The organism is Paraburkholderia hospita, assembly GCF_002902965.1.
Taxonomy (GTDB): Bacteria; Pseudomonadota; Gammaproteobacteria; order Burkholderiales; family Burkholderiaceae; genus Paraburkholderia; species Paraburkholderia hospita.
Genome location: NZ_CP026108.1, coordinates 1 through 22,633, shown reverse-complemented (window position 1 = coordinate 22,633; position 22,633 = coordinate 1). Strand labels below are relative to the sequence as shown.

General features: G+C 60.4%; 22 protein-coding genes. 7 read left to right on the top strand and 15 right to left on the bottom strand.

The annotated features are described in order from the left end of the window. Positions 1-95: 95 nt before the first annotated feature. The 6 genes from C2L64_RS44440 to C2L64_RS44415 all read left to right on the top strand — a co-directional run bounded on the left by C2L64_RS44440 (position 96) and on the right by C2L64_RS44415 (position 4,793). Entirely contained in the window at positions 96-494 is a 399-nt protein-coding gene (locus tag C2L64_RS44440) for a hypothetical protein (RefSeq protein WP_103153765.1), read from the top strand. Between the two features lie 39 nt (positions 495-533). Continuing rightward, positions 534-1,787 carry a hypothetical protein gene (locus tag C2L64_RS44435; protein WP_103153764.1) on the top strand — a complete coding sequence of 418 codons (1,254 nt, stop codon included), beginning with the start codon at positions 534-536 and terminating at the stop codon, positions 1,785-1,787. Positions 1,788-1,825: 38 nt separating this feature from the next. After that, a complete protein-coding gene (locus tag C2L64_RS44430) occupies positions 1,826-3,013 on the top strand; it encodes a FlhC family transcriptional regulator (protein WP_103153763.1) in 1,188 nt (395 codons plus the stop codon). Further along, a complete protein-coding gene (locus tag C2L64_RS44425) occupies positions 3,003-3,188 on the top strand; it encodes a hypothetical protein (protein ID WP_103153762.1) in 186 nt (61 codons plus the stop codon). Before C2L64_RS44430 ends, C2L64_RS44425 begins: the two co-directional genes overlap by 11 nt. A 12-nt stretch (positions 3,189-3,200) precedes the next feature. Beyond that, complete coding sequence (locus tag C2L64_RS44420; protein ID WP_103153761.1) at positions 3,201-3,566, top strand: hypothetical protein; 366 nt, start codon at positions 3,201-3,203, stop codon at positions 3,564-3,566. A gap of 237 nt (positions 3,567-3,803) precedes the next feature. Beyond that, positions 3,804-4,793, top strand: a complete 990-nt coding sequence (locus C2L64_RS44415) for a CAP domain-containing protein (RefSeq protein WP_103153760.1) — start codon at positions 3,804-3,806, stop codon at positions 4,791-4,793. 698 nt (positions 4,794-5,491) lie between these two features. Here the strand turns inward: C2L64_RS44415 and C2L64_RS44410 are convergent. Genes C2L64_RS44410 through C2L64_RS44345 form a run of 14 tightly spaced genes read right to left on the bottom strand, consistent with a single transcriptional unit; the run spans position 5,492 to position 20,337 of the window. Further along, on the bottom strand, positions 5,492-6,622 hold the full coding sequence (locus tag C2L64_RS44410) for a hypothetical protein (protein ID WP_244212292.1): 1,131 nt from the start codon (positions 6,620-6,622) through the stop codon (positions 5,492-5,494). A gap of 14 nt (positions 6,623-6,636) precedes the next feature. Continuing rightward, on the bottom strand, positions 6,637-7,251 hold the full coding sequence (locus C2L64_RS44405) for a type 4 pilus major pilin (RefSeq protein WP_208648325.1): 615 nt from the start codon (positions 7,249-7,251) through the stop codon (positions 6,637-6,639). 11 nt (positions 7,252-7,262) lie between these two features. Then, entirely contained in the window at positions 7,263-8,405 is a 1,143-nt protein-coding gene (locus C2L64_RS44400; RefSeq protein ID WP_103153758.1) for a type II secretion system F family protein, read from the bottom strand. Further along, positions 8,402-10,648 (bottom strand): ATPase, T2SS/T4P/T4SS family, encoded by a 2,247-nt coding sequence (locus C2L64_RS44395; protein ID WP_103153757.1) that lies wholly within the window; start codon positions 10,646-10,648, stop codon positions 8,402-8,404. Before C2L64_RS44395 ends, C2L64_RS44400 begins: the two co-directional genes overlap by 4 nt. Positions 10,649-10,651: 3 nt before the next feature. Next, entirely contained in the window at positions 10,652-11,377 is a 726-nt protein-coding gene (locus C2L64_RS44390; protein WP_103153756.1) for a hypothetical protein, read from the bottom strand. Next, positions 11,364-12,683, bottom strand: a complete 1,320-nt coding sequence (locus tag C2L64_RS44385) for a hypothetical protein (RefSeq protein ID WP_103154329.1) — start codon at positions 12,681-12,683, stop codon at positions 11,364-11,366. Before C2L64_RS44385 ends, C2L64_RS44390 begins: the two co-directional genes overlap by 14 nt. A gap of 8 nt (positions 12,684-12,691) precedes the next feature. Continuing rightward, positions 12,692-14,314 (bottom strand): type II secretory pathway protein, encoded by a 1,623-nt coding sequence (locus C2L64_RS44380; protein ID WP_103153755.1) that lies wholly within the window; start codon positions 14,312-14,314, stop codon positions 12,692-12,694. Between the two features lie 6 nt (positions 14,315-14,320). After that, entirely contained in the window at positions 14,321-14,881 is a 561-nt protein-coding gene (locus tag C2L64_RS44375; protein ID WP_103153754.1) for a toxin co-regulated pilus biosynthesis Q family protein, read from the bottom strand. Positions 14,882-14,883: 2 nt separating this feature from the next. Beyond that, positions 14,884-15,312 (bottom strand): lytic transglycosylase domain-containing protein, encoded by a 429-nt coding sequence (locus C2L64_RS44370; RefSeq protein ID WP_103153753.1) that lies wholly within the window; start codon positions 15,310-15,312, stop codon positions 14,884-14,886. Beyond that, on the bottom strand, positions 15,312-16,616 hold the full coding sequence (locus C2L64_RS44365; protein ID WP_103153752.1) for a TrbG/VirB9 family P-type conjugative transfer protein: 1,305 nt from the start codon (positions 16,614-16,616) through the stop codon (positions 15,312-15,314). The genes C2L64_RS44370 and C2L64_RS44365 overlap by 1 nt, the downstream gene beginning before the upstream one ends. Further along, on the bottom strand, positions 16,613-17,440 hold the full coding sequence (locus C2L64_RS44360; protein ID WP_103153751.1) for a transglycosylase SLT domain-containing protein: 828 nt from the start codon (positions 17,438-17,440) through the stop codon (positions 16,613-16,615). The genes C2L64_RS44365 and C2L64_RS44360 overlap by 4 nt, the downstream gene beginning before the upstream one ends. Further along, positions 17,433-18,734 (bottom strand): TrbI/VirB10 family protein, encoded by a 1,302-nt coding sequence (locus tag C2L64_RS44355; RefSeq protein ID WP_103153750.1) that lies wholly within the window; start codon positions 18,732-18,734, stop codon positions 17,433-17,435. The genes C2L64_RS44360 and C2L64_RS44355 overlap by 8 nt, the downstream gene beginning before the upstream one ends. An 8-nt stretch (positions 18,735-18,742) precedes the next feature. Then, positions 18,743-19,636, bottom strand: coding sequence for a TrbG/VirB9 family P-type conjugative transfer protein (locus C2L64_RS44350; RefSeq protein ID WP_167449608.1), 894 nt, complete (start codon positions 19,634-19,636; stop codon positions 18,743-18,745). Further along, positions 19,636-20,337 carry a type IV secretion system protein gene (locus tag C2L64_RS44345; protein WP_103153748.1) on the bottom strand — a complete coding sequence of 234 codons (702 nt, stop codon included), beginning with the start codon at positions 20,335-20,337 and terminating at the stop codon, positions 19,636-19,638. Before C2L64_RS44345 ends, C2L64_RS44350 begins: the two co-directional genes overlap by 1 nt. Positions 20,338-20,781: 444 nt before the next feature. Between C2L64_RS44345 and C2L64_RS44340 the strand changes: the two genes are divergently transcribed. Beyond that, positions 20,782-21,327 (top strand): hypothetical protein, encoded by a 546-nt coding sequence (locus tag C2L64_RS44340; RefSeq protein ID WP_103153747.1) that lies wholly within the window; start codon positions 20,782-20,784, stop codon positions 21,325-21,327. A 97-nt stretch (positions 21,328-21,424) separates the two neighbouring features. Here C2L64_RS44340 and C2L64_RS44335 read toward each other — a convergent pair whose 3' ends face one another. Continuing rightward, positions 21,425-22,633 (bottom strand): replication initiation protein, encoded by a 1,209-nt coding sequence (locus tag C2L64_RS44335; RefSeq protein ID WP_103153746.1) that lies wholly within the window; start codon positions 22,631-22,633, stop codon positions 21,425-21,427.

The following is a 22,633-nucleotide window of genomic DNA, read 5'->3' as shown; positions in this document are numbered from 1 at the left end:
AGTCCCGGGGAAAACAGGTTGCACCCGCTGCCGAGCATCTGGCGCTTCGACCTAAGCGCCCGAAAAAGATCCAAGAAATAGTCGGAGTTAGTCTAATGAAGAACGAAAAAAAGTCATCCGCACTGCGTCCTGAAGGCGACCTGGCCCGTCGCGAGGACGATCTGATTACCCGGTCCGACCGGGACGCGGTCCGCGCCGCTTTGGCCGATAACCTTTCCGGTCATCTGCGAATCGGCATGCTCTTTTCCCAAATTATGGAGAAGGCAGTCGCGCGCTACACGGCGGAACATGGCGATTCGCGCGAGAGCCGTAAGCATGTCATGGATGCCATCTACGGCGACCTCGAGAAGAAATTCGGACGCACGCGCGAAACGGTACGCCTGTACATCCGCTGCTACCAGCGCTTTGCCGACCACCCCGAGGAATTCTCAAAACTCACGCTTCGCGACATGGTGTTGCGCTTGAGTGGTTCGAACCCTGCCGGCGCGGCTTAACGGCGATCAACAACGATCAAAAACTATATAGAGAGCACTATGACCAAACGAAACTCCGCCCTGGTCGTCGACGACGACGAATTCGACCCGACCCGTCCCGAGGGTAACGACGACAGCAAAAACGACGACAACGCTATCGAACGTGAACTGCCCCTCGCCTTTGCGCACGTGCCATCCGACGAGGAGATCGGCCTGAAGGTCACAGAATTCTTCGGTGGTGATCAGATATCGGACGCGCTTCGCGCTTCGATCGCCGAAGAAGCTGAGGAAGTCGCGCACTCGACCAGAAAGATCCTTCTCGAACATATGCGGATCGGCGCCTCCTTCTATCACATCCGGACGCGGATTGAAGGTCACTACGTGAGCACCTTCGGCGATACGACACAGGTCCGCAGAAACGCAGCGAATCACGTCTACAACTTCCTTGAAGCCACGTTCCGGAAGAAGCGCGACTCCGTCAGGCTGTATATGCGTTGCTATGAACGCTTCAGCACGAACAGCGGCGCAGTCGAAATGCTGTCGATCAGCGACATGCAGTTGCTGGTGAACAAGAGCGACGAAGTCGTGGAAAAAGTCCTTCAGGCCAAGCGCGATAAGCCCGATATGGGTAAGCGTGAACTCAAACAGATCATCGAAGATTACGAAGCGCGCCTCATGGAGAAGGATAGCGCGCTCGAGACCGCCACAAGCCAACTCTCCGAGATCTACGGTCAACTGGACGACGCAAAAAACGAGAATCAGCGTCTGGCCGAGGAAGCGAGGCGCCTCAATCTGGACGTTAAGGCTGACCGCGAAAAACTCAAGAAGACGCTGGTCGACCTTGCTTCGGCCGAACAGACGGCAAGCGGCCTGCAAAGCACCATTGCGGATCTTGAGCGTGAGGTCACAGCCAAGAGCCGCGAACTTGCCGAGGCCCAGGCGAAAGTTACGATCAAGGAAGTTGAAGTCGAGGTCACGCCCGAGCACCTACGAAACCTGGAAAGCGTCACAAAAGGCCGATTTGAGGAACTCAGCAGGCTGACGGCTGAATGTGATGCCGCGAAAAAGCGCCTCGAGGAACTGTCCGAGCTTAAGAAAAAGCAGGAGGCGGAAATCGAGCAGAAGGAGGCCGTGGAAAAGCGGGTCGCCGGGCTGGTCGAGCGCTTTGCGTCGTTCGTTCAGGAATACCACAGCGTGCAACTGCTCGTCACGGCGGACGGTTCAATTGGCCGATTCAAGGGCCTGCTGACGGGTTTGGCCGACCTTACGGGGAAGTTTCACGGGGAATTGCAAGCAGCAGTACGGGCTGCCTGAAGCCGCAGGCAAATCGAGAGAACAAAAGGAAAAACGCAGTGAACAATAAAGAAAGCTATCGCGCCATTGACCGGTTCTACGTCCCGGAGTGGCTCACGGGCCAGATCCAGGTGGCTAACTTCACTCTGGTCGACCACATGAAGTGGTTGCTCAAGCAGGACGGCCGCTTCAACGAGGTGTTCAACGTCGAGCGCAAGGAGATCGAGCAGCTCCAGTTGAACCAGTCGTCCCTGCGCAATCTGCTACGCGCGCCGTTTCTCATGGTGGAACCTACCCTGCAGACCGTTGAGGACTGGCGCTGCTTCGTCGACAACACGGCGACGACCGTCGCGGTCGACGTGCTCCGACGCAAGACGCCGGAACTCGACTCGCTGATGGCTTATGCAGTGAACCAGCAGAATTCGACATTCGTGTCACTCGTGACGCAGGTTCTCAACGTAAGCGTGATGGGCGCACCGCTTCTCGGCATTTCGACAGAAGTTGCGAAGTATCTGATGTCGGTTCCCCACCACAAGCTTCACGTTGCAATCGGCCGGATGAAGGAACTGCCGCTGTTCCGCTGGCGTTTCAATAGCCCGACCTTCTGGTGGGAATTTGCCGGCAGCACACTGACTGACGAGACCATCGCTCATCAGATCATGTCGACGTCGCCCTCGCGTGTTGGCGAATTGCCTTATGCCGCTCACTGGGGAGACCTTCGTCTTGGCCGACTGAAAAATGAGGCGTATGCCAGCGCTCTCATGGCTTATGGCCTGCGCGCGTCCACGGCGTCAAACCTGTTCGGCATGAACCAGCACTCCATGCGCATCCGTTACAGCGAGATCCACGGCAAGAGTTCGCCATGTGGCAACACGGCGACGTCACTCACATGGTTTGTCGAGACGCCGGTGCATCGCTTGCACGCCACCGTCTACGCGTGGCTGTATCGGTCAGCAACTGCGATGGGTGCGAATCCTGCCGAGGCACTGATCGCAACCAATGACGTCTATGACCGCCTCTTCGGTGGTAACCGCGTGATCATGCCGGATCGCGGCTGGAACCTGATCCGCTCGATGGCTGCCGACGCTCGCCTCACCATCGCGCCGTGCCGCACGTGCAGCACGCACTACGTCGTGTCGAACAACGACACGAAGATCGAAATGCGCAGTCGCTTCACGTGTCCGGCATGCAACCAGCAACTCGGTGCAAAAAAACGTGCGGCGCGGAGGCCGAACAGTGACGCCTGATACCAAATCGCCCGTGCAAGAATTGCCCGCCGGACTGGTTATCTTCGGCAGTGACGGCAGAGCCCAGTTCGGTTGGCAAAATCCTGAAACCGGCGCCTTTTACGCCGAGGCCGACGGAAGCATCATCGCCGACGCGATCGGCGCGATTGCCTGGCATGCGGGCCGGATTCACTGAACGAGGCAAACGATGGACGACTTTGCCTACCTGTCGCGCGAAAGCAATGCGGCCTGGCTCGACGGACGCGGAGACGGACGCTTTGAGCGGTACGAGAAGTTCTATCAGAGCGAGCAATCGGTAAATGCCGACGGATTCGATCTCGAGAAGGCCAATGAGGAATACGCTGGCTACGTCAGCAGCCAGCCATCGCCGCTCCTGTCGTTTCTGAGCGCGCCGTCGGTCGGGCGAGTCGTAATCGCGCTATTTGCCCTATATATGGGAACGCGAGTCGTACCGCAGCTCGCGAAAGTGGGGCCTTCCGTTACTGGCATCGCGCTGGTAGCTGCTTTCGTCGGCCTTCGCGTTTTCCACCGACGCAACCGCAAACGTCGATAACCTCGATACGCCCGCCCTCTGGTCGGGCTTTTTTCCATCTGGTCATTGACCGCGCTCAAGCCTCACTCAACATTTCCGATAACCGATAATGACGCCCGAAATCCGGCATCAGCGCGACAGCCCAACGACAGAGAGGGTACGCAACCCGAGCGGCGACTTGACTTTGTTTGGCGCTCGATAAGATTGGATCAAGGTCGTGCAAGGGGCACGACTACAACAACTCCGAGGATGTACAGAATGAACAAGAACATTTCCGCACTCACCGCCGTTTCGTTTGCTGCCGCGATCGCTCTGTCCGCGTGCGGTGGTGGCGGTGGCGGCAACGGGGGCAGCACAGCCGCAGCACCGTCAACGCCGGCGAGCAGCCCGACGACTGGCAACGTCACAACGCCGCAGTATGCGTCCACGTCTGCACAGTTGGCCGTCTTCAATACGCTGAACCAGCAGCGTCAGCAGTGCGGCCTGCCTGCATTCACGGAAAACACCGTCCTCGATCAGGCGGCACAGGCTCACGCTGACTACCAAGGCCTAAACGGCGGGCTGATCACTGATACAGAAGATTCCAGCAAGCCGGGCTTCACTGGGATGACGTACTCGGATCGCGCCGTTAAGGCTGGTTTCCCGGGACTCCAGACCACGTACTCGGGCGGCGCAAGCGCCGGCTTCTACACGAATGCGACGTTGACGGAGACTCAATACGGCACGAATATCGCATACGCATGGATGAGCGGCGTCTACCATATTTCGGTCGCCGCATGGCCTGTCACCGAAATCGGCGTGGGCTGGAAAGAGTTGACGTTCAATGGTTTCCCGCAGATCGTATCGTCAGTGTCGATTGCCAATCTGCAAACTTTGTCAGGCAACCTTCCGCTGACCTTTCCCTGCCAAGGTTCCTCCGGCCTGCCGTATTCGACTGGCGGTGAAACTCCCGTCCCGCCGAATACTTCGGGCAATTTCGGCCAGCCGGTTGCGGTTATCGGGAACCAGACCGACACCATTACCTTGCAATCGGGCACGATGACCGACACCAGCGGGACGGTGGTTAATCTCCAGTTGCTCAATTCGAGCAACGACCCGAACAAGCTGCTCCCCGCGTGGGAAGCTGTTGCTTATCCGGCAGCCCCGCTTACCGCCAACACGTCGTACACAGTCTCGCTGTCCGGCACGCGTAACGGTACGCCCTTCTCGCGTACTTTCACTTTCACCACCGGCAACATCATCGGCTAATCTGCAATGGCCTGTAAACAGCGCCCCTCGGGGCGCTTTTTCTTTTGCATCAGTGGTTGCACTGGCCGCTGCTTGCGGAGCTTGCCTGCGCGACTATCATCCCCACAACATTCGATCCGGTGACATAGCACACAGCGCCGTAGTTATTCCGATCCCAGCACGGTAACGAATATGTCGGACCATCGTAGCTGCGCGTAAAGACGTTCGTGTAACTCGGGATGCCATTCGCCATAGCCGCCAAGCCAGCTGCGTGAAGCTGATTGGGGTCCGTGAGCGGTCCGCTCCACGGCGACGTCGGGGTGTACTGTGAAGGAACCTGCGCACTACAGACAGCATTTGGATCAGGCACTGGCGGTGAGCTTGGAATGCATGCAAGCCCAACCCAGCCGCTAACGTTCCACGATGGTGCAGCGGTCTGGTCATATCCAGGTGGACACGTTGGTTGTGGTTGGTAGTTGCACTGCGGTGCCGAATATTGAGACCCGATCCAAACAGCAGGGGCCGTGGTGGTCCATCCGGCCGAGCCGGGACAGGTCGGGGGCGTCTGCCACGCTGTGGTTATCGGAGTAAGGCACGACGAGTCCTGGTTATTGACCGAACATCGTACCGGCCCTGCCAGCACAGCCTCACTCACCAGCGACACACAGATCAGCAGGCAAAGCTTGATGAGAAAATTTGTCACGCTTATTCCCTCTCCATTAGTAAGCGCAGTAAGTGGATGCGACGGCAGTTCCCGGTATCACGTTGCCGGAACCGTCAGTGATGTAGACCACCCATGGACCGGTACCCGAGAACGGGTAGTTAATTGCAGCAGTCGGATCGACATACAGGCTCTGGCCGGTCACGGTAATCTCTGGCGTGCCGCCAGCAGGACACACCGGGGCAGGGACAAAAGTACCCCCGCCACTGAGAATCTTGGTATAGCCGTACCACTGCTTTTCCCCGCCAACGGGCATCCATTGCAGTACCCCGGAAACGTTCTGACACGACAGCATGAATCCAGAGTTGTCGGTCGCGCCCGTCATTGCATTGGCCGTCGAACACGCGATACGCGGCCAGCCAGTCGCCCCCGTCGAAACGGTCGTTCCGGCTGCCACTGCACCACTCGCGGCGATAGCACCCGTGGCCCCAACATTTGCGGCGCTAATCGTCCCTTCCGCGTCGAGGTTGTGGACGTTATGCAGGCTGACGTGATTGACGTTCTGGTCACCCGTCCATGTGAGCGAGCCGTCACGACGGATGTAAATGGCGTCGCCGTCGCCGCCATCGCCGTTGGTCGCGAGAACGACACCTACAGGCGAGCCGCCGACCGGATTCACTGCCGTCCACTTCCCGAGCAAGCCGACGATGTTTGCCGGATTAGGAAGCTTCGAATAGCCGAAGTCGCTCCCGCCCGCCTGAGCGATCTGCGATGCGGCGTTGCTATCTGGTTGCCCGTAATGGGTGACCGGCTGCGACGTATACATGCGATACGACACATGACAGTTGCCCGCGTCCGCCGTGCATCCGGCGGGCACCATCGTCATATCGATCTGATACGTGCCGCCCCAAAACGGGCCGTCGCGAAAGGCGGTCTTGAGATAGCCCTGCGTGTGCAGATCGTCGATCGACGGCGCGGTAAGCGTCGCTGAGCCGCTCGACGTGTACTGGGCCAGCAAGGTCGAATAGTTGTCCGTCGACCACTTCGAAAGCGCGTCGTTAATCCTGGCCTCGCTCTGCCCCTCGGCCGCCAGCAGGCCGGCGCGCTGCTTGGCTACATCCTGCTTGATCCCGACCACCGTCATGATCGCGGCCGCCAGCAGCACAATGGCCATCTCGATGATGCTCACGTTCGGCTACCCGTTCAGTTCTTGGTCACGTACATGGCGACGGTCGCCGTTCCAGTGCCGCACGCTGCGCCCGCCGTCGAACCGTCGAAGGTCGTCGATGGTCCGGACACCGTCGTACCGTTGACCGTGACCATCGGATACGCCGCCACGACTGCGGGCATTGCGAGCGTGCAGATCGTGTTCGGCACCGGATAGTTGATGATCACCGAGTCATCGGTTGCGCTCATCGAGCCAAGGCTCACCGTCACGTTCCCACCGAAGAGGCCTCGCACCGTCGAGTGATCCGATGCCACGCGCGATCCTGCCGCATCAAACGCGTGGTTCTGGGCAAGCGAAGTGAGCGACTCGGTCGAATAATCGACGTCGTTTGCCGTGGCATCCAGCACACCGGAATGGAAGAACTGCGCTTCGGCCTTGAAGCGGCCAGCCTGCACGCGGTCGTAGACGTACTTGCCGCCTGCGATCGCCGCGATCGCGAGCACCGCAGCTGCGGCCATGATGCCCGCGCCTTCTATCATCGACAATTCGCCCGACTGACGACGGCGTCGCGCCATTTTCAGCAGCGTTGGCCGCGTCACTTTGGCATCGTTGTGCTGAGTCCCTGCGTTCACATTCTTCTCGTGCTTCATGATGCTTGTCCTTATTCTGAAATGGATGAACCGTTCACGGACGGCGTAGGTATGTCGAAGCTCGCCGCGCCCGTCGCCACATAAGAGCCGACCCCGACCCCGACGAACACCGCCACCGCGATTCCCATCAGGATGTAGTGAGTGACACGGGCATTGCGCCGCACCGCCTCGACGACGCGAGACAACGAGGTGCGCCCGAGAGATTTGATAGCGTCGATGAACTGGTCACGGCCCGCCGCGTCGGTGATCTTGTCGACGATGACTTCTGAAAAGATCCCGGTATCGAGCGCGCGCATCGGCTGGTGAGGCGTCGCAGTCAGGCGACGACTCATGCGCTCCAGATGCCAGCGCAGCCACGGGTCCGCGTTCACCATCAGTTGATCGATCGCTGCGCGCAGTGTGAGATTTGAATCGAACAGGCCTGCAAGCGAGACGATCAGCAGCGCACCACGCAGATCGCGGCGGTTGCGCCACATGAGCGGTGCATTGTCGACGCGATTGCGAAGCTCGCCCGTCCAGCGGCGGATCGTCGCGAAGTACGCAAACACCGTAAGCCCAACGACGGACCCGGACAGCCACCAGTAGTCGTAGCAGAACGTATCGATGGCATACAGCATCCGGCCATAGGGCATCCAGTCGTTGAGCGGTTTGACTTCAAGAATCTGCGGGAAGACAGCGCCGCCAAAGATCATGCAAAGGCCGTACAGATAGACGAGGAGGAACGCCGGGTAAGCCATCTGCATGGAAGTCGTATCGGAGAGAATCCGCTTCGCGTTGGCCGCCATGCCCGCCAGGTCCAGACCGCGCTCTGCGGCATCCTCCTTCGTGGACTTCCCCGCCAGATCCAGCAGCGCAAACTCATCGAGCGGAATGAACGGCTTCATCGCTGTGGCGAAGGGTTCGCCCGCGACCATGCGACGGCCAATCTCGTGATAGACGATCCAGACAATCTGGCTACGCTCGCGATGGCGCTTTTCGAGCGTTCTAAGTCGCTCGAGCAACGTCTCGCGATTGCGCAGACCCTTCGCTGCGACGTCGAGCTTCGTCTCTTCATAGAAGGTCTCGCGCGCTTTCCGGAAGCGGGCTTTCGCGAACGCGAGGCGGTAGTCGCGTGGCAGCGCCATCAGCATGGAATAGATCAGACGGCGGATCATGACGGCATCGCTCCTGCATGATCCGGGAACACGCGGTAGCTTTCGAACGTGCGCATGCTCTCGTCAATGAATCGCGGATCGATAATCCCCTGCGACGCCTTGTAGAGCGCGTGCTCATAGATCGTCTTGCCCGTCATGTCCGGATCGTCGAAGCCTGTCCTGCGCTCGTTGCGCCAGACCTTCTCCGCACCGCGCCAATCACGTTCCAGAACACGGTCGAGAAACTCGGGCGTCGGACGATAGATTTCCATCGCGAGCGTTTGTCCCTTCGCGCCTGCGGCAACCTTGCCGGTGCGCGTGAAAAGACCCTTGCGGCGACAGTGTTCACAACCGTCGAAGTTGCGGCACGCCATCTTCTGTGTGTCGAGGCCAAACTTCGATCGCAGCAGTTCGAGTTGCGCTTTCGGCAACACATCCGCAGCCGGAACCTTGCAGTGGGCGCACAGCAACGGAATCAGCTTCTGGTTGCTCACCGCGTTCAGGAATTTTTCCGATGCAACCTCGTCGACGGGCAGCTGCAGCCGGCCGCCAACCAGGCGCATCACCGCGCCGATCAGACTGTCAGCATGCAACGACGAACGGATCGGGTGTCCCGTCAACGCGAGCTCGACAACGAGCGCCGCGACCACATGGTCCCGGATTTCGTTCACGGTCACATCACACGGGTCCATACGCATCAACGTACGGATGACCTCGGCATACTTCCGGCTCGCCTCCTGGTCCGTCTCATCGGGACGGCGGGTAATCGAAATGTCCGACAGCCACGGCATCGGATACTCCGACGGCTCACTCACGGCGAACTGCTTGCGCAGATCGCGCGCATCCTTGAGGAACGACATCGCGCGCAACAGCGTGCTCTTCGCGGAGCCGGTCTCGCCGGTGACGAACAGTGCGCCCCCGCTCACGCGCCCCAGCGCCTCGATGATCGCCAGTTGGCTCGCTTCCAGGCCCATCTGCTGCGGCAATAGCACCTTCGGATTCTTGAAGTTCCCGTCGAGCATCCGCAGCGCCACGTCATAGCCGCCAACGAGCGGCGAGCTTTGCCAACGGAGGTTGAGCAGATCGGCGGCTACGACCAGCGGAATCATCGCGGACTGAGGCGCGGTCGGCTGGAAGGTTTCGCCCGAGTTCGTATTGCGCTGAACGAGATCCTGATACGCAGCGGCGAGTGACTTGCGGACCATTTCCTTGCTCAGCCGGCGGAAGGTGTACAGATCGCCGTCCACGCGGAAACGGACCTCGACTTCTGACGAGAAGTCGCGATCTTCCCAGTGCACATCGCTCGCACCGTAGCTGTGCGCCGCTTCGATCACATCGCGGAACGTGCCGATTGCGCGGGACGACTCCGGCACGATCGCGGCAGACCGATTGCGCTCCATCGCGTAAATGGCAGAGATAACGTCGGCGCTCGCCAGCAGTTCCTCATGCACCTTGATGTCGGCGCGCTCGAGATCCTTCACGTAGGTTGCGTAGAGCGCGGATTCGTGAAAGCTGCGGGTGGTCACGACGATCGACATGCCCGCCTGAATCTCAACGGCAATGAACTCGCGACGTGCGGCGTCGTTGATCCGCAGCGCCGCATCGGGGCCGCGCCCGCTCAGGATGCGCTTGAACGTCAGTGCATCGGCGGCGGCCAGCTCGGGCAGGCCGCGGGCCGTGAAATCCGGCGCGCGTTTGGCGATATCGGCCTGTGCGCGAACCTCGTGCACGTCATCGGCCGCGGAGCGAGCGGCATCGGAAACCGGCGGCTGGATTGTTTCCGCGTCGTCTCGATCGCCCAACGCAGTCTCGTGCTCCGCATGAAGGGGACGCTCAGCTGCTTGCGGCTTTGCCAGCGGCTCTGCAAGCGGCAGGTCTTCGACGATCGCCTGCTCCCGTTGCACGTCCGCAGCCAGGTCACGGGGCAGGGAGTCGGCCTCATCGGCCATCACCGCCGGCGCGTGACGGACCGCATCTCCGGCCGGAACGTCGTCAAATGCTTCGACGTCGGATACGTCACCCATACGAAGCCGCATGCCGAGCGTCATCGGTTGCCCCGGCGTCATTTCCACCGGTTCCGCTTTCAGTGGCTTGCTCTTCGACCTCAGTTTCGGCTCTCGGTCGGGCTCAGGCTTACCGTCCGAGCCAGCGATCGGCATCGACGAGGGAGACTCTTCGGTGAAGCTCGATCGCAGCGCGCGGAAGCGACCGAGCAGGCCGCGCGACGACGGTTCGTCCTTCTCGATTCCAGAAAACATGCTCATGCTTCAACCTCCGGTCGGGATGAGAGGGGCGGGCAGCGGCGGCGGCAACGCGCCCGACAGGTCGTTCAGCGTGCGCGCCGGCGCGTTGTTGTCCTGCGGATCAGCGGTTGCCATGCCGCCGGCGATAGGTTCCGTCCACGTACGAGGCTTCTTTCCCTCGCCATCGGTGACCGTCACGAGAAAGCCGCTGATCTTCGATACGCGCCAGCCGTTGAGCAGCTTTTCGCCAACGTGCGCGGGGTAATAGGCGCCGCGGAATTCGTAGAGGACCGATGATCCCGTCGCATCGTTGAACGCGCCAACGAACTTCACGGACTCTGTGCGTGCACGGCCAGGCTGAGGCGCGGGCGGCTTGATTACGACAACCGGTGCGGGTGCCGCTTGCGGTGCGGGTGTGGCCAGCCCGATGCTCTTCGCTGCGTCACCGTCGCCGGACAGTTGACGGGAGACCTGGGCGCGGATTTTCTCGTCGATTTCGTCGATCGACAGTCGGGAAGGCGGAGCAGCGGGAACCGGGACTGATGCTGCCGGTGTGACAGCGGACGCTGCCATAACGGCCGAGGCAGCGGCGGTCGACCGGGGTGGCATGGCTACGTCGAAGTCCGCCGTCGGCACGTGGGCGGTCACGGGCTGGACATGCGATGCGCCCGCCGGTTTGGCCAGTGCGTGGGCAACGCCCGTCAACGCTACGGCACAGGTCAGTGCCACCAGCCGGTTAATCGAGAACATAGTATTTCCCCTTCGCAATGAATTGGATGCCAGCCTGGACGTCAGCATCGCCGTTGTTCTTCTTCGCCTGATCCTTGAGCTTCAGCTTCACGACGATGCTGTCCAGGCCCATGTTCGACGGAAGCCGCGCGAGAAGCGGGGCCTGCCAGCGGTAGCCATGGATCTCCCACGTGCCCATGCGGATCATGTGAGCGGGCTTCTGTCCGGGCGTCCCCGGCGCGATCGTGACAAGCGGTCTCGATGGATCGATCTTCACCTGATAGCCGTAGCTGTCGATCTCGAAAGTCTTTTTCGACAGCTTCTGTGGCGGGGTCTGGACCATCTCGATGAAGGTCTGCTCGTTCGGCCATGCCTTCGAATCGCGGACGGTCACCGCATTAACCTTCGGCACCGCCGGTCCACGGCCGCCCGCGTGAAGGCCATCGGCATCGAAGCGAAGCGGATGCATCGATGCGGACGCGTTGCGCGCAAAGTCTTCGAAGCTGCCGCCATAGCGGCGAAATGAGAGCGAACATATTCCGCGCGCCGGACACGACGCGTCTTCGAACAGCCAGCCCCTGCGGACGGTCTCTTCGAGGCCCAACGTGGACAGGATCGCCGGGCCCAGTTCGTTGGCGCGGGGAGTTGCACCCGAAAAAGCCTTCTGCACAGCCTGCGCATAGATCTCTTCAACGGTGGGTACGTGTTGCGCGTTCCCCGTCGAATCGAAGGCACCAAAGACCTTCAACGCGCCCAATGTGACGGCACCAACGAAAACAACGACGGGAACGAGCGTCGGAACGCTGACCGGCAGCTTCGCGATGCGGCCGACATTGCGCTGGTCGAGCAGCGCCGCCGCGCCGAACGATTCGTCGACATCGCCAAGCGCCCCACCCGTCCCGAGCGTGGTCAGCTTCAGGTTCAGCCGCTCGCATTCCTTCTCGACCTCCGCGCGTCGGCTGAACGCCTGCGGCACGCTCAGCACTTCGTCGCTGCGCACGGCGCCGCGCACCACGAAAACGGCATAGACCCGCTGGTCATCCTGGATCAGGACGAGGACAGCCGGTTTCGATTTGACGCGCTCGTGCAAGGCGATACGCGCTGCACCGGAGAACAGCTTCGCCCCTTTCATGTCGACGAGTACCGGCGAGCAGAAACCGCCTATGGATTCTTTCCCGACCTTGTATTCGGCATAGCGCGTTGCGCTGAAGTCATCGGCATACCGGCGACGCTCGGCCCTCGCCTGCTTCGCCGGATAGGCTCGCCAGTCGAGTCCGAAAACGAGGCGCGCGTGCTTCTCGCGCGGCAGCGGATCAGTGATATGCATGCCGTTGCTCACATCGAGGGAACAACGGTGGCCGTCAGCATGATCACCTGGAAGGTCCGGTTCTTGTTCCAGAGACCCGTAATACCCGCCAGACCGCCATTCGTCGTGCTGTCCGAGTGGTCCGTCATCTCGCCGTACAGCACCACCGTCTGGCCATCGGAGAGCGCCACCGTCTGGTCATCCTTCTGGCCGATCGTGTGGGCCAGCTGGATTGTCTGCGTCGTCTGTCCGGAGCCAACCGATTTCTCGGTGAAGGGGCCATTCAGCTTCGAACTGTCGCTCCAGTAAGCGAGAACGATCTGGTTATGGTCGTTGACAGACGGAAGGATATTCACAAAATCACCTGTCGTGACCGTACCTGGATTTAGGCCAGGTACCCCGCCCGAGGTCGCCGTGAGGCTGCCCGCGGAGGAACTCGTCGAACGCAGGTAGTCGTCGCTCTGGAATGACGCAATGGACACCGGCAGGCCATTGAGTGTGAGCTTTGTCTGCGTGTTGTCCTGTACTGTTCTGCCGTACTGGTTCAGCGCGTTGATGACGGCGTTCGTGCCGGAGAACGGCGCGTTCGGACGCAACACCGACAGGCCCACGGAACCGCCGCCCGAGGACAACGAGGTCGGCGACGTGAAGCTGATCGCGTATTTGGCAAGACCACCCTCAATTGCGTTGAATACAACGTCTGCGTTCGCGCCCGCCTGACTGCCGCGATTGAGCGCGATCTGCAGCGTGCGGATACGGATCGCGACCTGGCGCGTGGACACGGCGTTTTCACCCGCCAGCATCTTTCCCATCCGATCCGCCGCTTCACGTGTGTCGTAGACCATCACGAGACGGCTTTGCGGGTTAACGTTGACGCGCCCCATCGGCGAGCGCAGCTTGTCCAGCGCATCCTTGATCGACTGGATCTGGTCGAACTCACCGTCGCGGCCCGTCGATGTTTGCGCCGAGAAGGACCCGGTGTCGCCCGTTGATCCGCCCGTCCCGTTGGACTGGTTGCCAGTCGTCGTATCCATGCCCTTGGACATGACCGACTTGATCTTGACCTTGCCCGGAATGGCCGCGATCTGGAACATGCGCGTAACGAAGCGGCTGACGTTGATGGTGGAACCGTCGAACGACCAGTCGAGACCGAGATCGTCGGTCATCGCCCGCATGTAGGCACCGGCCGTGCCGGTAAACGGCTGGGTATAGACGGGCTTTTCGTAGGACTTCGCGCCCGACGCTACCGGTGCGGCCGAGGCCTTGCCATCCCCCGACGCCGATTCGCGCGGCACGAGCGAGCTACGCGGCACGAAGACGTCGGGACTCAGGTGAACCGGGTACCCCGTCGCCGTCGAGATCAACGACGCGATCTGGTTGATGTCCATATTCGCGGGCATGGTCACGTGCTTATCGCGGAAAACCGCGGGCAGCGTCGCCTCGTACGCCACGGGCACCATCCGGTCGCCGAGGAACGCACTCGGTACATCCTCGACAAGCGACATGGAACCCGGTACGCCGTTGAGCGCGTCGATCCCTGTCTTGTTCGCCGCGTCATAGGCGGCATTGATGTCGCTCTGCGTGACAGCGCATCCGGCGATGGCGAGAAGCGATGCAACGGCGATGGCGGTTCTGATGAAGGACAGGCGCATGTCGTTTTATTCCTGGCAGTTTGCGGCGCGCGCGACGACGCGGATCACGTTATTGGTATGGCGGCAGACGCGCGTAGGTACACGCATGTGATTGGTTGCCTTCATCACCTGCACGAGGACCGATGTGAAGTCGCCCGAGAAAGTCGCGTTGAACTCGAGCGGCAGATCGTCATCGACCTTCCAGGCGAGTTGCCAGCCTTGCGTCTGCAGCCAGCGATCGAGCGCGTTGCGCAGGTTCAAGTCCTGTGGAGACACAGAGAAGGTCAGCACAGCGGGCGTCGTCGGATTGCCGGGCAGGACAACGGGCGTTACCGCTGTCGAAGTCGGGGCCGTCGGCGCGGGCGCGGTCGCGGCGATCTGTGCAGCAGCGACGGAAGCGGTCGGCGCAGCCTTGCCGCCCGGCGCGCCCGAGAGAATCTGCCAGCCGTCACCTGCGGGCGTCGGCACGCGCGACTGGTCGGGATCGACTGCCGCGTGCGACCAGCCGGATGCACCGGCCAGCACGAGTGCGGGCAACAGACGCGCAACGAGACGGATGCATGTGTTGTGTTGGATGGTCAGATTCATAGTCAATGCCCCTGCCGCTGCAGGCGGCGATAGATTGCGTTCGCGTAGATCAGTTGCTTCTGTGACGACACGGCGTTGTACGCGCCAACTGCTTTCCACGTCGGCCCAAATTGCTTGATGTTCGAGGCGAGAATCCACGCACCGACGTATGCATTCACGCACGCGTTAAAGAGGTGTTCACGACGCACGCCGTAACGTGAAAGCTTCGGCAACCACGATGAGTTGATCTGCATCAGGCCGATGTCCTGGCTGCCGTCTCCGTTGACGTTGATGGCGCTGGCGCGCATGCCCGATTCCTGTTGCGCAATCGCATGCACCAGCTGACTGCTGACATGCTGATACGCGGCAGCGTCGTCGAGACAATCCGCATGCGCGGTGCTCAGACAGCACAGACCTGCAGCTACGCCAGCGACGATGAGTGTTCCGTTCATCACGATTTCGCCACCGCCGTTGCCCCGGGTTGCGTCACGGGCGTGCCTGTCGCCGGGCGCTCGAAGTACTTCACATCGTGACGCCGCGTAACGTTCACCGTGTTGCCGTCGGCCGACACGATGAACTGCTCCGAGGTCCCGTTGAACATGTAGTAACGGCCCTTCTGCTCTCCCGATCCCAGGTGCTTCACATCGGCGACATGGACCTGGACCACAGAGTCCGCAAACTTGAAATAGGTGTGCCCGTCGTTGTCGAACACGGCCAGCAGATGGGCAGTGTTCGCCTGATCGAAGTCATAGACCGTGCCCGCCGATCGCCCCACCTCAACCGATTTCGAGCCATCGGACACGACGATTCGGTCCGCGCGCTCCACGGTCATGACGTTCGTGTCGCCATTCCATTTCGGATGCAGCGAACGCCCTTCAGGTGTCTTGAGGGTCAGTTCGTGAGCGGGTTTCGATGAAAACCGGATCTGGGTGTGAGTGTCGTCACCGTCGCGGATCGCCTGCGCGCCGAAGTATTCGGCCAGCAACGACGCGCGAGGCGCTGTCGTGTCCGGTTTTGCTGCGTCCTCCCGCGCCGCGACGGTCTGCGCAATTGCATCGGGTTGAGACTTCTCACCCGCTGCATAGTTGAGCGCACCCGATTTCGGCGCTTCGCGATGCAACCGGATATGGCGCGTCGTGAAATCGATGTCCGCGTACAACGCGCTCTGCGTCATCAGACGGTCAAGCGCCTGCATCCAGTTCTCACCGGCGCGCGTAACAAACGAGCTCGCGTCGGTCAGGTCGACATCCTTTTGTGCTGCGCCCGTCCAGCCTTGCGGCACCAGCGCCTTGACGATGTTCGCGACGGGCATCGTCGCCTTCAGCGCACGTACAGGCTCGAGGGTGCCATGCGAGCCGATCAGCACGAGGCGGTTGGTGAAGCCGTCGAATGCGGGCGGCTGATCGTCGCGCAGTGATGCGAGAGCGCCGCCTGCGCCAGCACCGATAAAAGCGTTAGCCCGGGTCCATCGTGCCGTTGCGGCTTTGCCTGCAACGGTGTACGTGACCGACTCTGGCGTGCCGTCGACGACGACATACGGACCTTCTGCGTGTCCGCCTGCGGCCGTGATGACCTGGCCCGCGCGCGGCTGGATATACGTTTTCGTGCCGTCGTTGAAGATCAGCGCCGGGCGCTCTGCGATGCCGCCCGAAATCTCATAGTCGAAGTCAAACGGGTCGGTATTCGCAGCATGCGATGACATTGCATTGAGCAACGCGATGCAGGCGAGCGCGATGCGGGAGACAGTGTGCTTCATAGGCCGGCCTGAATCTGATTAAGGTGTCGCGCGAAACGCGCGAGGTACGCCTGACCGGGAACCGGATTAGCGCTGTGGTAATAGGCGATCGCCTTCGCTACGGAGTGCGTCTTGCTGTAGTTCTCGTTGAGAATTTCCTCAGCAACGCGAATGCTCGTCGCGGGCGCGAGCGCGTCCCAGGGCGACGCAAAGCGGCGCGCGTGGTAGCCCCAGTTGATCTGCATGAGGCCTACGTCGAAGTCGCTGCGGCCGCGCGCGAGCAGCGACTGGACAACGCGGTAAGCATCCTCGCGGGTCTTGAAGAAAAAGCCCTGCCCCGCAATGTTCAGCGTCCACGGCCAGGCGCGTCCGTTGAGACCCGACTCGTTGAGAGCGATGCCCGCGAGAACCTTGGGATCGACGCTCGTGTGCATCAGCTCGAAGGGCGCCGTCGCGCTCGCACACGCCCAGCCGCCCCGGCCCTCTGTAATGGCGGCCTGCGCGTCGTCATTGAGCACGGTCGGCTGTAGCCAGCCTTTCCTGATGAGCAGCTGCTCGAGCGACACGTCGCGCGAATCGACCGAAACCGTGATGCCCGTATCGGGGGTGCTCGCAACCGGCTGCCCCACAAGCGGAGCCGCCCACGATTCGAATGCGTGCAGGCCGCACCAGAACACCGGTTTTCCGTCGAACGTCGCCAGCGCGCGTGCGTTTCCTTGAGCGAGTACGACGTTCGTCGGACTGATCACTTCTGCGATCGTCGCGGCGTCGGCGCCATGACCGTATGCGGCGAGAGCAGCCAACAGCACGCTAAAGATCCGGCTCTTTCCGGCACGCTTATTCATCGCGATACGGCTCCATCACGATGTCTCGATTGACCTTGAGCATGAAGCGGCGCTGGCCCGGGTCCGAGGTAATCGTCGGCGGGATGTTCTTGTACCGTTCCAGAACAGACTGGGCCGTCGTCGCTGCAACCTGCCCCGCCGTGCTGCCGACCTGCGTGACACCGAGGGGGCCCGTCGTCGTGGACGTTTCGCCACCGTCGTATTTGCGCAGCAGGATCGCGACGAGGAACGACGTGCCGAAAATCTTGAAGAAATGGTTGTTGACGTCACCCGAGAAGCCCGCCGACCCGTCACCGTCAGCACCCTGTGCGCCAAAGAGCGGCACATGCTTGCCGTTCGGCAAACGCAGTTCCGTTCCTGCAACCAGAATGCTTTCCTGACCGGGCTGGATATCCGAGCTATACGGTGCCGTGATGAAACTGCCCTTCGGGATCATCAGGCAGTTGCCGCGGATACTGTCGTACACGTCCTTTTCCACCATCAACGAGGCGGTACCGGGACGATCGGAGTTGAGGCGTTCCGTTGCGAGCACGCCGATGTGATGCGGGGGCGACAACACGCAGCCGCGCGCTTGCCCAACGAAACCGGCCCGCGGGAAGTCCTGGTCGCTGCCCGATTGCATCGAAACATTCTTGATGAACGTCGCGTCGTGCTCCTGGCTCGAATATGGGCGGGCTGACTGTTGCCCCCCAAGTCCCGCTGCCGCGAGTGCCGACGCGACGCGATCACCCACCGAGCCTGCTGCATCCTGCTGTGCGGCCGCCTGCCTCGCAGCGACCTGCGCGGGCGTGAGAATTCCCGACATCTGGGTGGGTGCCGTCGGCGCCGTATCCTTGACCTTCAGGCCGGGCTTGAAGATCGGAGAGGCGAAAATCGCATCCGTATCGGATTCGGCCTTGATCTGCTTTGTCTGCTGATCATTGATAAAGCCATCGGCCGTCAGCGCAGGCGCCGCATTCCCTGCATTCGGCGTCGACGACGACGAAGCGCGCGCGGCAGCCGCCGCCCTCGCTTCCGAGGCCGCCATCTTGCGCGCATCACTCATCTGGTCCTCAATCGTTTTATTGAGGTCCTGGGTGTTGTGCGACTTGTCGACGACTTCCGCCGCCTTGGCCTTCTTCTGCAGCGCTGCCTGTTCGTCGACCTTGGCGCTCTCTTTGACCTGGTAGTAAAAGCCGAGCGCGCCGATGACAACTGCTGCGACACCGCCAACCGCATACAGAGCATTGCGTGGCGACTTGCCCTTAAAGAGGCTCGCGTGCTGGTTGTCGTGTTGTCCGTTCGGTTGATTCATGGCGTCTCTCAGAACCCGAACAGGCCAGGGCGGCGGCGTTTGATGGTGACTTCCTCGTTCGGAGCACGCAGCACGATCTCATTGGCGATCTCCTGCACCACGATGTACCGGCCACGTCGGATGAAGTTCGGGCTCACCACGTCTCCGTGGTCCTTGACGATAGGCACGGCAAACGGTGCGTCTGCAGGCAGACGCAGCCACACAGACTTGCCGTCGTCGAACACCGTTTCGGGGCGGAACGACGCCGAGCCTGAGACCGTGTAGTCGAAATTGAGCTTGTCCGGCGAGACGCCGATTGGACCGGAGTCCGTTTGCGCGCCCAGGTCATCGCCGCGCCCTCCATAAGTGCCGCCGCCCGCCTGCTCCCGGGCACGAACCTTTGCCATGACGGAGCCGGGATAGTTGAAGCGCACGGTCTGATAGAACAGTCCGCCCATCGGCGACGACACGAGTGTCATGTCGTACTCGCGCAGATTGGTAGTCAGGTGAAGCGTGTTGACGAGGCCGGGCTTGACCGGCTTCACAAAGACGTGGTTTTCGCCATCGGTGTCGATGACCCACTGAACCGAGTCGCCCATCGCCGGATCGGTTGTCAGGCGCTCGCCCTTCGCCAGCTCGATCGTGGTGTTCTTCAGCGGCGCGGTCATGATCCGGTAGATCTGGTCGCGGCTGTATGGGAACACGGCCATGCGTGCGTCGCCGGGCATGGTGACAGGGTCGGAGCCAGCGTTATACGGATTCACCGGGCTCATCGGATCGCTCAACGCAGTAGCCATGTCGAACGATGCGGACGATGCGGGCGGCGCGGCGGAGCCTTTCTTCGCGGCATACACGGTCGGGCAAACGGCTGTCGCGCATGCGAAAGCGGCAATCCACGAGGCAAGCGTGCGGGAGGCGATCATTATTGGGTCTTTTGGATCGAGAACAGCGGATAGAACAGCCCGAACGGATTCGCACCGAGTGCGTCTTCGGCGGTCGGCGGGACGATCTGATAACGGAAGGTCAGGGCGTACTTCTGGACGACAGGCCGATCCGTGGGGGACTGCGTCGCGGCCGTTGTGAACTCAACAACCGCTGTGGAGTCCTCGAGCAGCGCGACGTTTGTCACGCGCACCTCGCGCACCAGTTTCGGATTCAGCACAATCGCCTGGAACGGCGCATCGCCCTTGATCCAGTCGCCAAACTGATTCCGCGCGTTCCCCACCATCATGGCCTTAACGCCGTTGATGTTCCGGGCCATGCGAGATGTCTGAATGTCGTCTGTCAGAACGGGCTCAATGGTGAACCAGCGCTCGACGGTTTCCTTCAGCGCAGTACGGATAGTCTGATCGTCGGGTTTGTAGGCGGCCAGCTGCGTCACTACGGCATGGCCGTTGACGTCCGACGACACCCCATATGCCTTAACGACGGAGGGAGGTGGGTTGCGGCTGTATACCGCTCCCACAGTGACGATCGCGAGGATGAAGCAGAACGTCTTCCAATGGTTTGCTTCGATGCGAAGACGCGCGCCCATGTCGAAGATGATCTTCTCGGGGTCGTCCTCTGAGTAACCACCGGGAGCGGTTGAGAGGGCAATCTGCTTTTTGCTGCGAAATAAGCGCATGACGGTCGATCCATTTGGGCCGACTCAATTCAATCAGCCCTGAGGGGAAGCCGATCATGCAAAAGAGATACGATTTACCACCGCTTTCGAGCCGTGCCCGATGTGGCTTCCAACGACCGAGCCGGTTCAGGGACATAAGCCGGAATGCCTCAGAAATTCGTGAGCTTTTGATGGAAACGCAAAGGCTGAAAGCGGGTAAAGTTGTCTCGTGCGTGTTCCACGCGTTCCACAGGCATAGCCATGGGCGGTTGAAATAGCTAAAGGGGATGTAACCGTTTAGTTTCATCGAGTTAGTCGCTGCGCGCGGCCTTTGAACGTCCGCAAAGTGACCTGATCCGGCTCAGGCTCCTTTTTTTCAAAATCGCAACAAACGTCGAGTATGTCGTGTCGGATGATGGACTCGTTGCGGCATACGCATTAATAGCCAGTTTAAGGATAGTTCTTATGGATAACCGTGAAGCTGCGGTGGCGGTTCACACGCGCCTACGCGAAGAAAGGGCCTCCATCATCGCGATGGGGAGGTTCTATTTGTCGCTCTTGGATAAAGGCCTGTGGCCGAGCCAGCGAGCCATAGCAGCTGATCTCGGCATCTCACTTCCACAAATATCACGGATGGTTGCGACAGCCCGGTTACCAGAGGCAGTTCTGAGTTTGTTTGATAACCGCCCGGTTTCGTTTCGAGAGGTTGAGACCCTTCGAATGCTGGCCCAGCAGCTTGGTGAGGAGGAGCTTACTCGTCGAGCTCAGTCTCTCACTCATGGTGCGTCGCTCGAAGATATCTTTTCTTTCCTGACCACAGGAAAGCCAAAAGCACGGAGAGGCGTGCGGTTGAGGGTGGTCCACGGACAAAGGTATTTACGCCTTGATGTGCCAAACTTCGAGCAAGTCGCTCCACGGATAGTGCAACTAGAGCAAATTCTCAATGCGCTGCTAGCGACGGGTGATAGCCGGCACTGGTTGGGGGCTCTAACCGGCAAGCCTTCGGCTTAACGCACAGCGCCGTAAACAGCTGCGGTGCGTAACCGCGGATCTCATAAGAACAGTGATTGGGAGATTGAGGCAAACGTCTGCCGCCGCTGTTTGGTTTTCAATCACCTGCTGCCGCGACCTTTGCGCGCAACCATGACGTATAAGCGGTCCGCTCCAACGCGTTCTTGAATGTTCCTGTTTCCGACTGATATGTATTTCCTTTCCCGCCTTCGGCCATATACTCCCCGGCGAATTTTTGCTTCTCTTCTAGTGTCAGCGACTTAATCTTCGCGGTAGTCAAACGGGAGCGCTCTTCGGCTGAAGTGTCCTTCTCGTCAACCGGGGGCCGTGATGAAACCGATTCGGTTTGCCGATCGCCATTTGCGCCCACTTCAATGCGAGCGCCCTTTTCGAATACGGTCCTCGCGTAGCCTCCTGCGTTGCCCCGGATCTGCTTATTTTTCGCCTTCGTTTCGACGTAAATGGCTGTCTGTAACGCTCGATCTGGTTCCTGTTGAATCCAGCTAATAGCGAGCCGGTCTCCGACACCTAGGAGAGTGAGGCGCTTGAATGCCTCGGAGTCCCGAATACGTTTCTGCTCTTCGTCCTCTTCGTTGTCGTACATCGATTTCTGGGGATTGTCTTCGACCAGGAAGCGTATCTGGACCACGCGCCGTGCTTCTCGCTTGTACTCGGGGGTCACGATGATGTTTGACACCTGATTGATCTCTTTAACGGCCTTTTTGATTACCTCGGCCGAAAAATGCTTGAACTCATCGTACATGCTTGCATCTGCACCAAGCAGACGACGCCACGTTTCCACTGAGATCCAACCCGTCGATCCCGTTCGTTTAAATCGGAGACAGTTCTCATAAAGGGCAAGCGCATAGCCCCCGCTAAACTGCCGCTGAACATTGATGTTGATCAGGGTGTAGATATCAGGATTCGCGAGCTTCCCCGCAAGCCAGTCGCTGTACTCGTAGGAGCAGAGACCGTTCTTGATGCTGGCGTATGCAATTAGTGGCGACGCTTCCCAGTCCGTCTTGCCTCCGTCGTGCAGAAGATCGAACGAGATAGGTGTCGACATCACCTTTAACAATGCGCGCTTCAACGCGTCGTGGTTTTTGCTGTCGAAACCTAGCATGGTGCAAAGGATGCCCACGGGCAACGTATGGCGCTTCTTCGTGAGGAGGTCGTCAAATGCGTTAAGCAGCAGAACGTTCACGATCTTGCGCTCTAGCAACGAAAGTTCACCGCTTACGTGAACTGTGGCAACGTGCTTTTTCAGTTCGCTAGGCGGCAGGCTAAGCGGTTTGATGTTGGGCAT

Excerpts from the sequence above, each read along its gene's own strand:
- C2L64_RS44440 (WP_103153765.1), top strand. The coding sequence starts at position 96 with ATGAAGAACGAAAAAAAGTCATCCGCACTGCGTCCTGAAGGCGACCTG.
- C2L64_RS44435 (WP_103153764.1), top strand. The coding sequence starts at position 534 with ATGACCAAACGAAACTCCGCCCTGGTCGTCGACGACGACGAATTCGAC.
- C2L64_RS44420 (WP_103153761.1), top strand. The coding sequence starts at position 3,201 with ATGGACGACTTTGCCTACCTGTCGCGCGAAAGCAATGCGGCCTGGCTC.
- C2L64_RS44415 (WP_103153760.1), top strand. The coding sequence starts at position 3,804 with ATGAACAAGAACATTTCCGCACTCACCGCCGTTTCGTTTGCTGCCGCG.
- C2L64_RS44405 (WP_208648325.1), bottom strand. The coding sequence starts at position 7,251 with ATGAAGCACGAGAAGAATGTGAACGCAGGGACTCAGCACAACGATGCC.
- C2L64_RS44400 (WP_103153758.1), bottom strand. The coding sequence starts at position 8,405 with ATGATCCGCCGTCTGATCTATTCCATGCTGATGGCGCTGCCACGCGAC.
- C2L64_RS44395 (WP_103153757.1), bottom strand. The coding sequence starts at position 10,648 with ATGAGCATGTTTTCTGGAATCGAGAAGGACGAACCGTCGTCGCGCGGC.
- C2L64_RS44390 (WP_103153756.1), bottom strand. The coding sequence starts at position 11,377 with ATGTTCTCGATTAACCGGCTGGTGGCACTGACCTGTGCCGTAGCGTTG.
- C2L64_RS44385 (WP_103154329.1), bottom strand. The coding sequence starts at position 12,683 with ATGCATATCACTGATCCGCTGCCGCGCGAGAAGCACGCGCGCCTCGTT.
- C2L64_RS44380 (WP_103153755.1), bottom strand. The coding sequence starts at position 14,314 with ATGCGCCTGTCCTTCATCAGAACCGCCATCGCCGTTGCATCGCTTCTC.
- C2L64_RS44375 (WP_103153754.1), bottom strand. The coding sequence starts at position 14,881 with ATGAATCTGACCATCCAACACAACACATGCATCCGTCTCGTTGCGCGT.
- C2L64_RS44370 (WP_103153753.1), bottom strand. The coding sequence starts at position 15,312 with ATGAACGGAACACTCATCGTCGCTGGCGTAGCTGCAGGTCTGTGCTGT.
- C2L64_RS44365 (WP_103153752.1), bottom strand. The coding sequence starts at position 16,616 with ATGAAGCACACTGTCTCCCGCATCGCGCTCGCCTGCATCGCGTTGCTC.
- C2L64_RS44360 (WP_103153751.1), bottom strand. The coding sequence starts at position 17,440 with ATGAATAAGCGTGCCGGAAAGAGCCGGATCTTTAGCGTGCTGTTGGCT.
- C2L64_RS44355 (WP_103153750.1), bottom strand. The coding sequence starts at position 18,734 with ATGAATCAACCGAACGGACAACACGACAACCAGCACGCGAGCCTCTTT.
- C2L64_RS44350 (WP_167449608.1), bottom strand. The coding sequence starts at position 19,636 with ATGATCGCCTCCCGCACGCTTGCCTCGTGGATTGCCGCTTTCGCATGC.
- C2L64_RS44345 (WP_103153748.1), bottom strand. The coding sequence starts at position 20,337 with ATGCGCTTATTTCGCAGCAAAAAGCAGATTGCCCTCTCAACCGCTCCC.
- C2L64_RS44340 (WP_103153747.1), top strand. The coding sequence starts at position 20,782 with ATGGATAACCGTGAAGCTGCGGTGGCGGTTCACACGCGCCTACGCGAA.
- C2L64_RS44335 (WP_103153746.1), bottom strand. The coding sequence starts at position 22,633 with ATGCCCAACATCAAACCGCTTAGCCTGCCGCCTAGCGAACTGAAAAAG.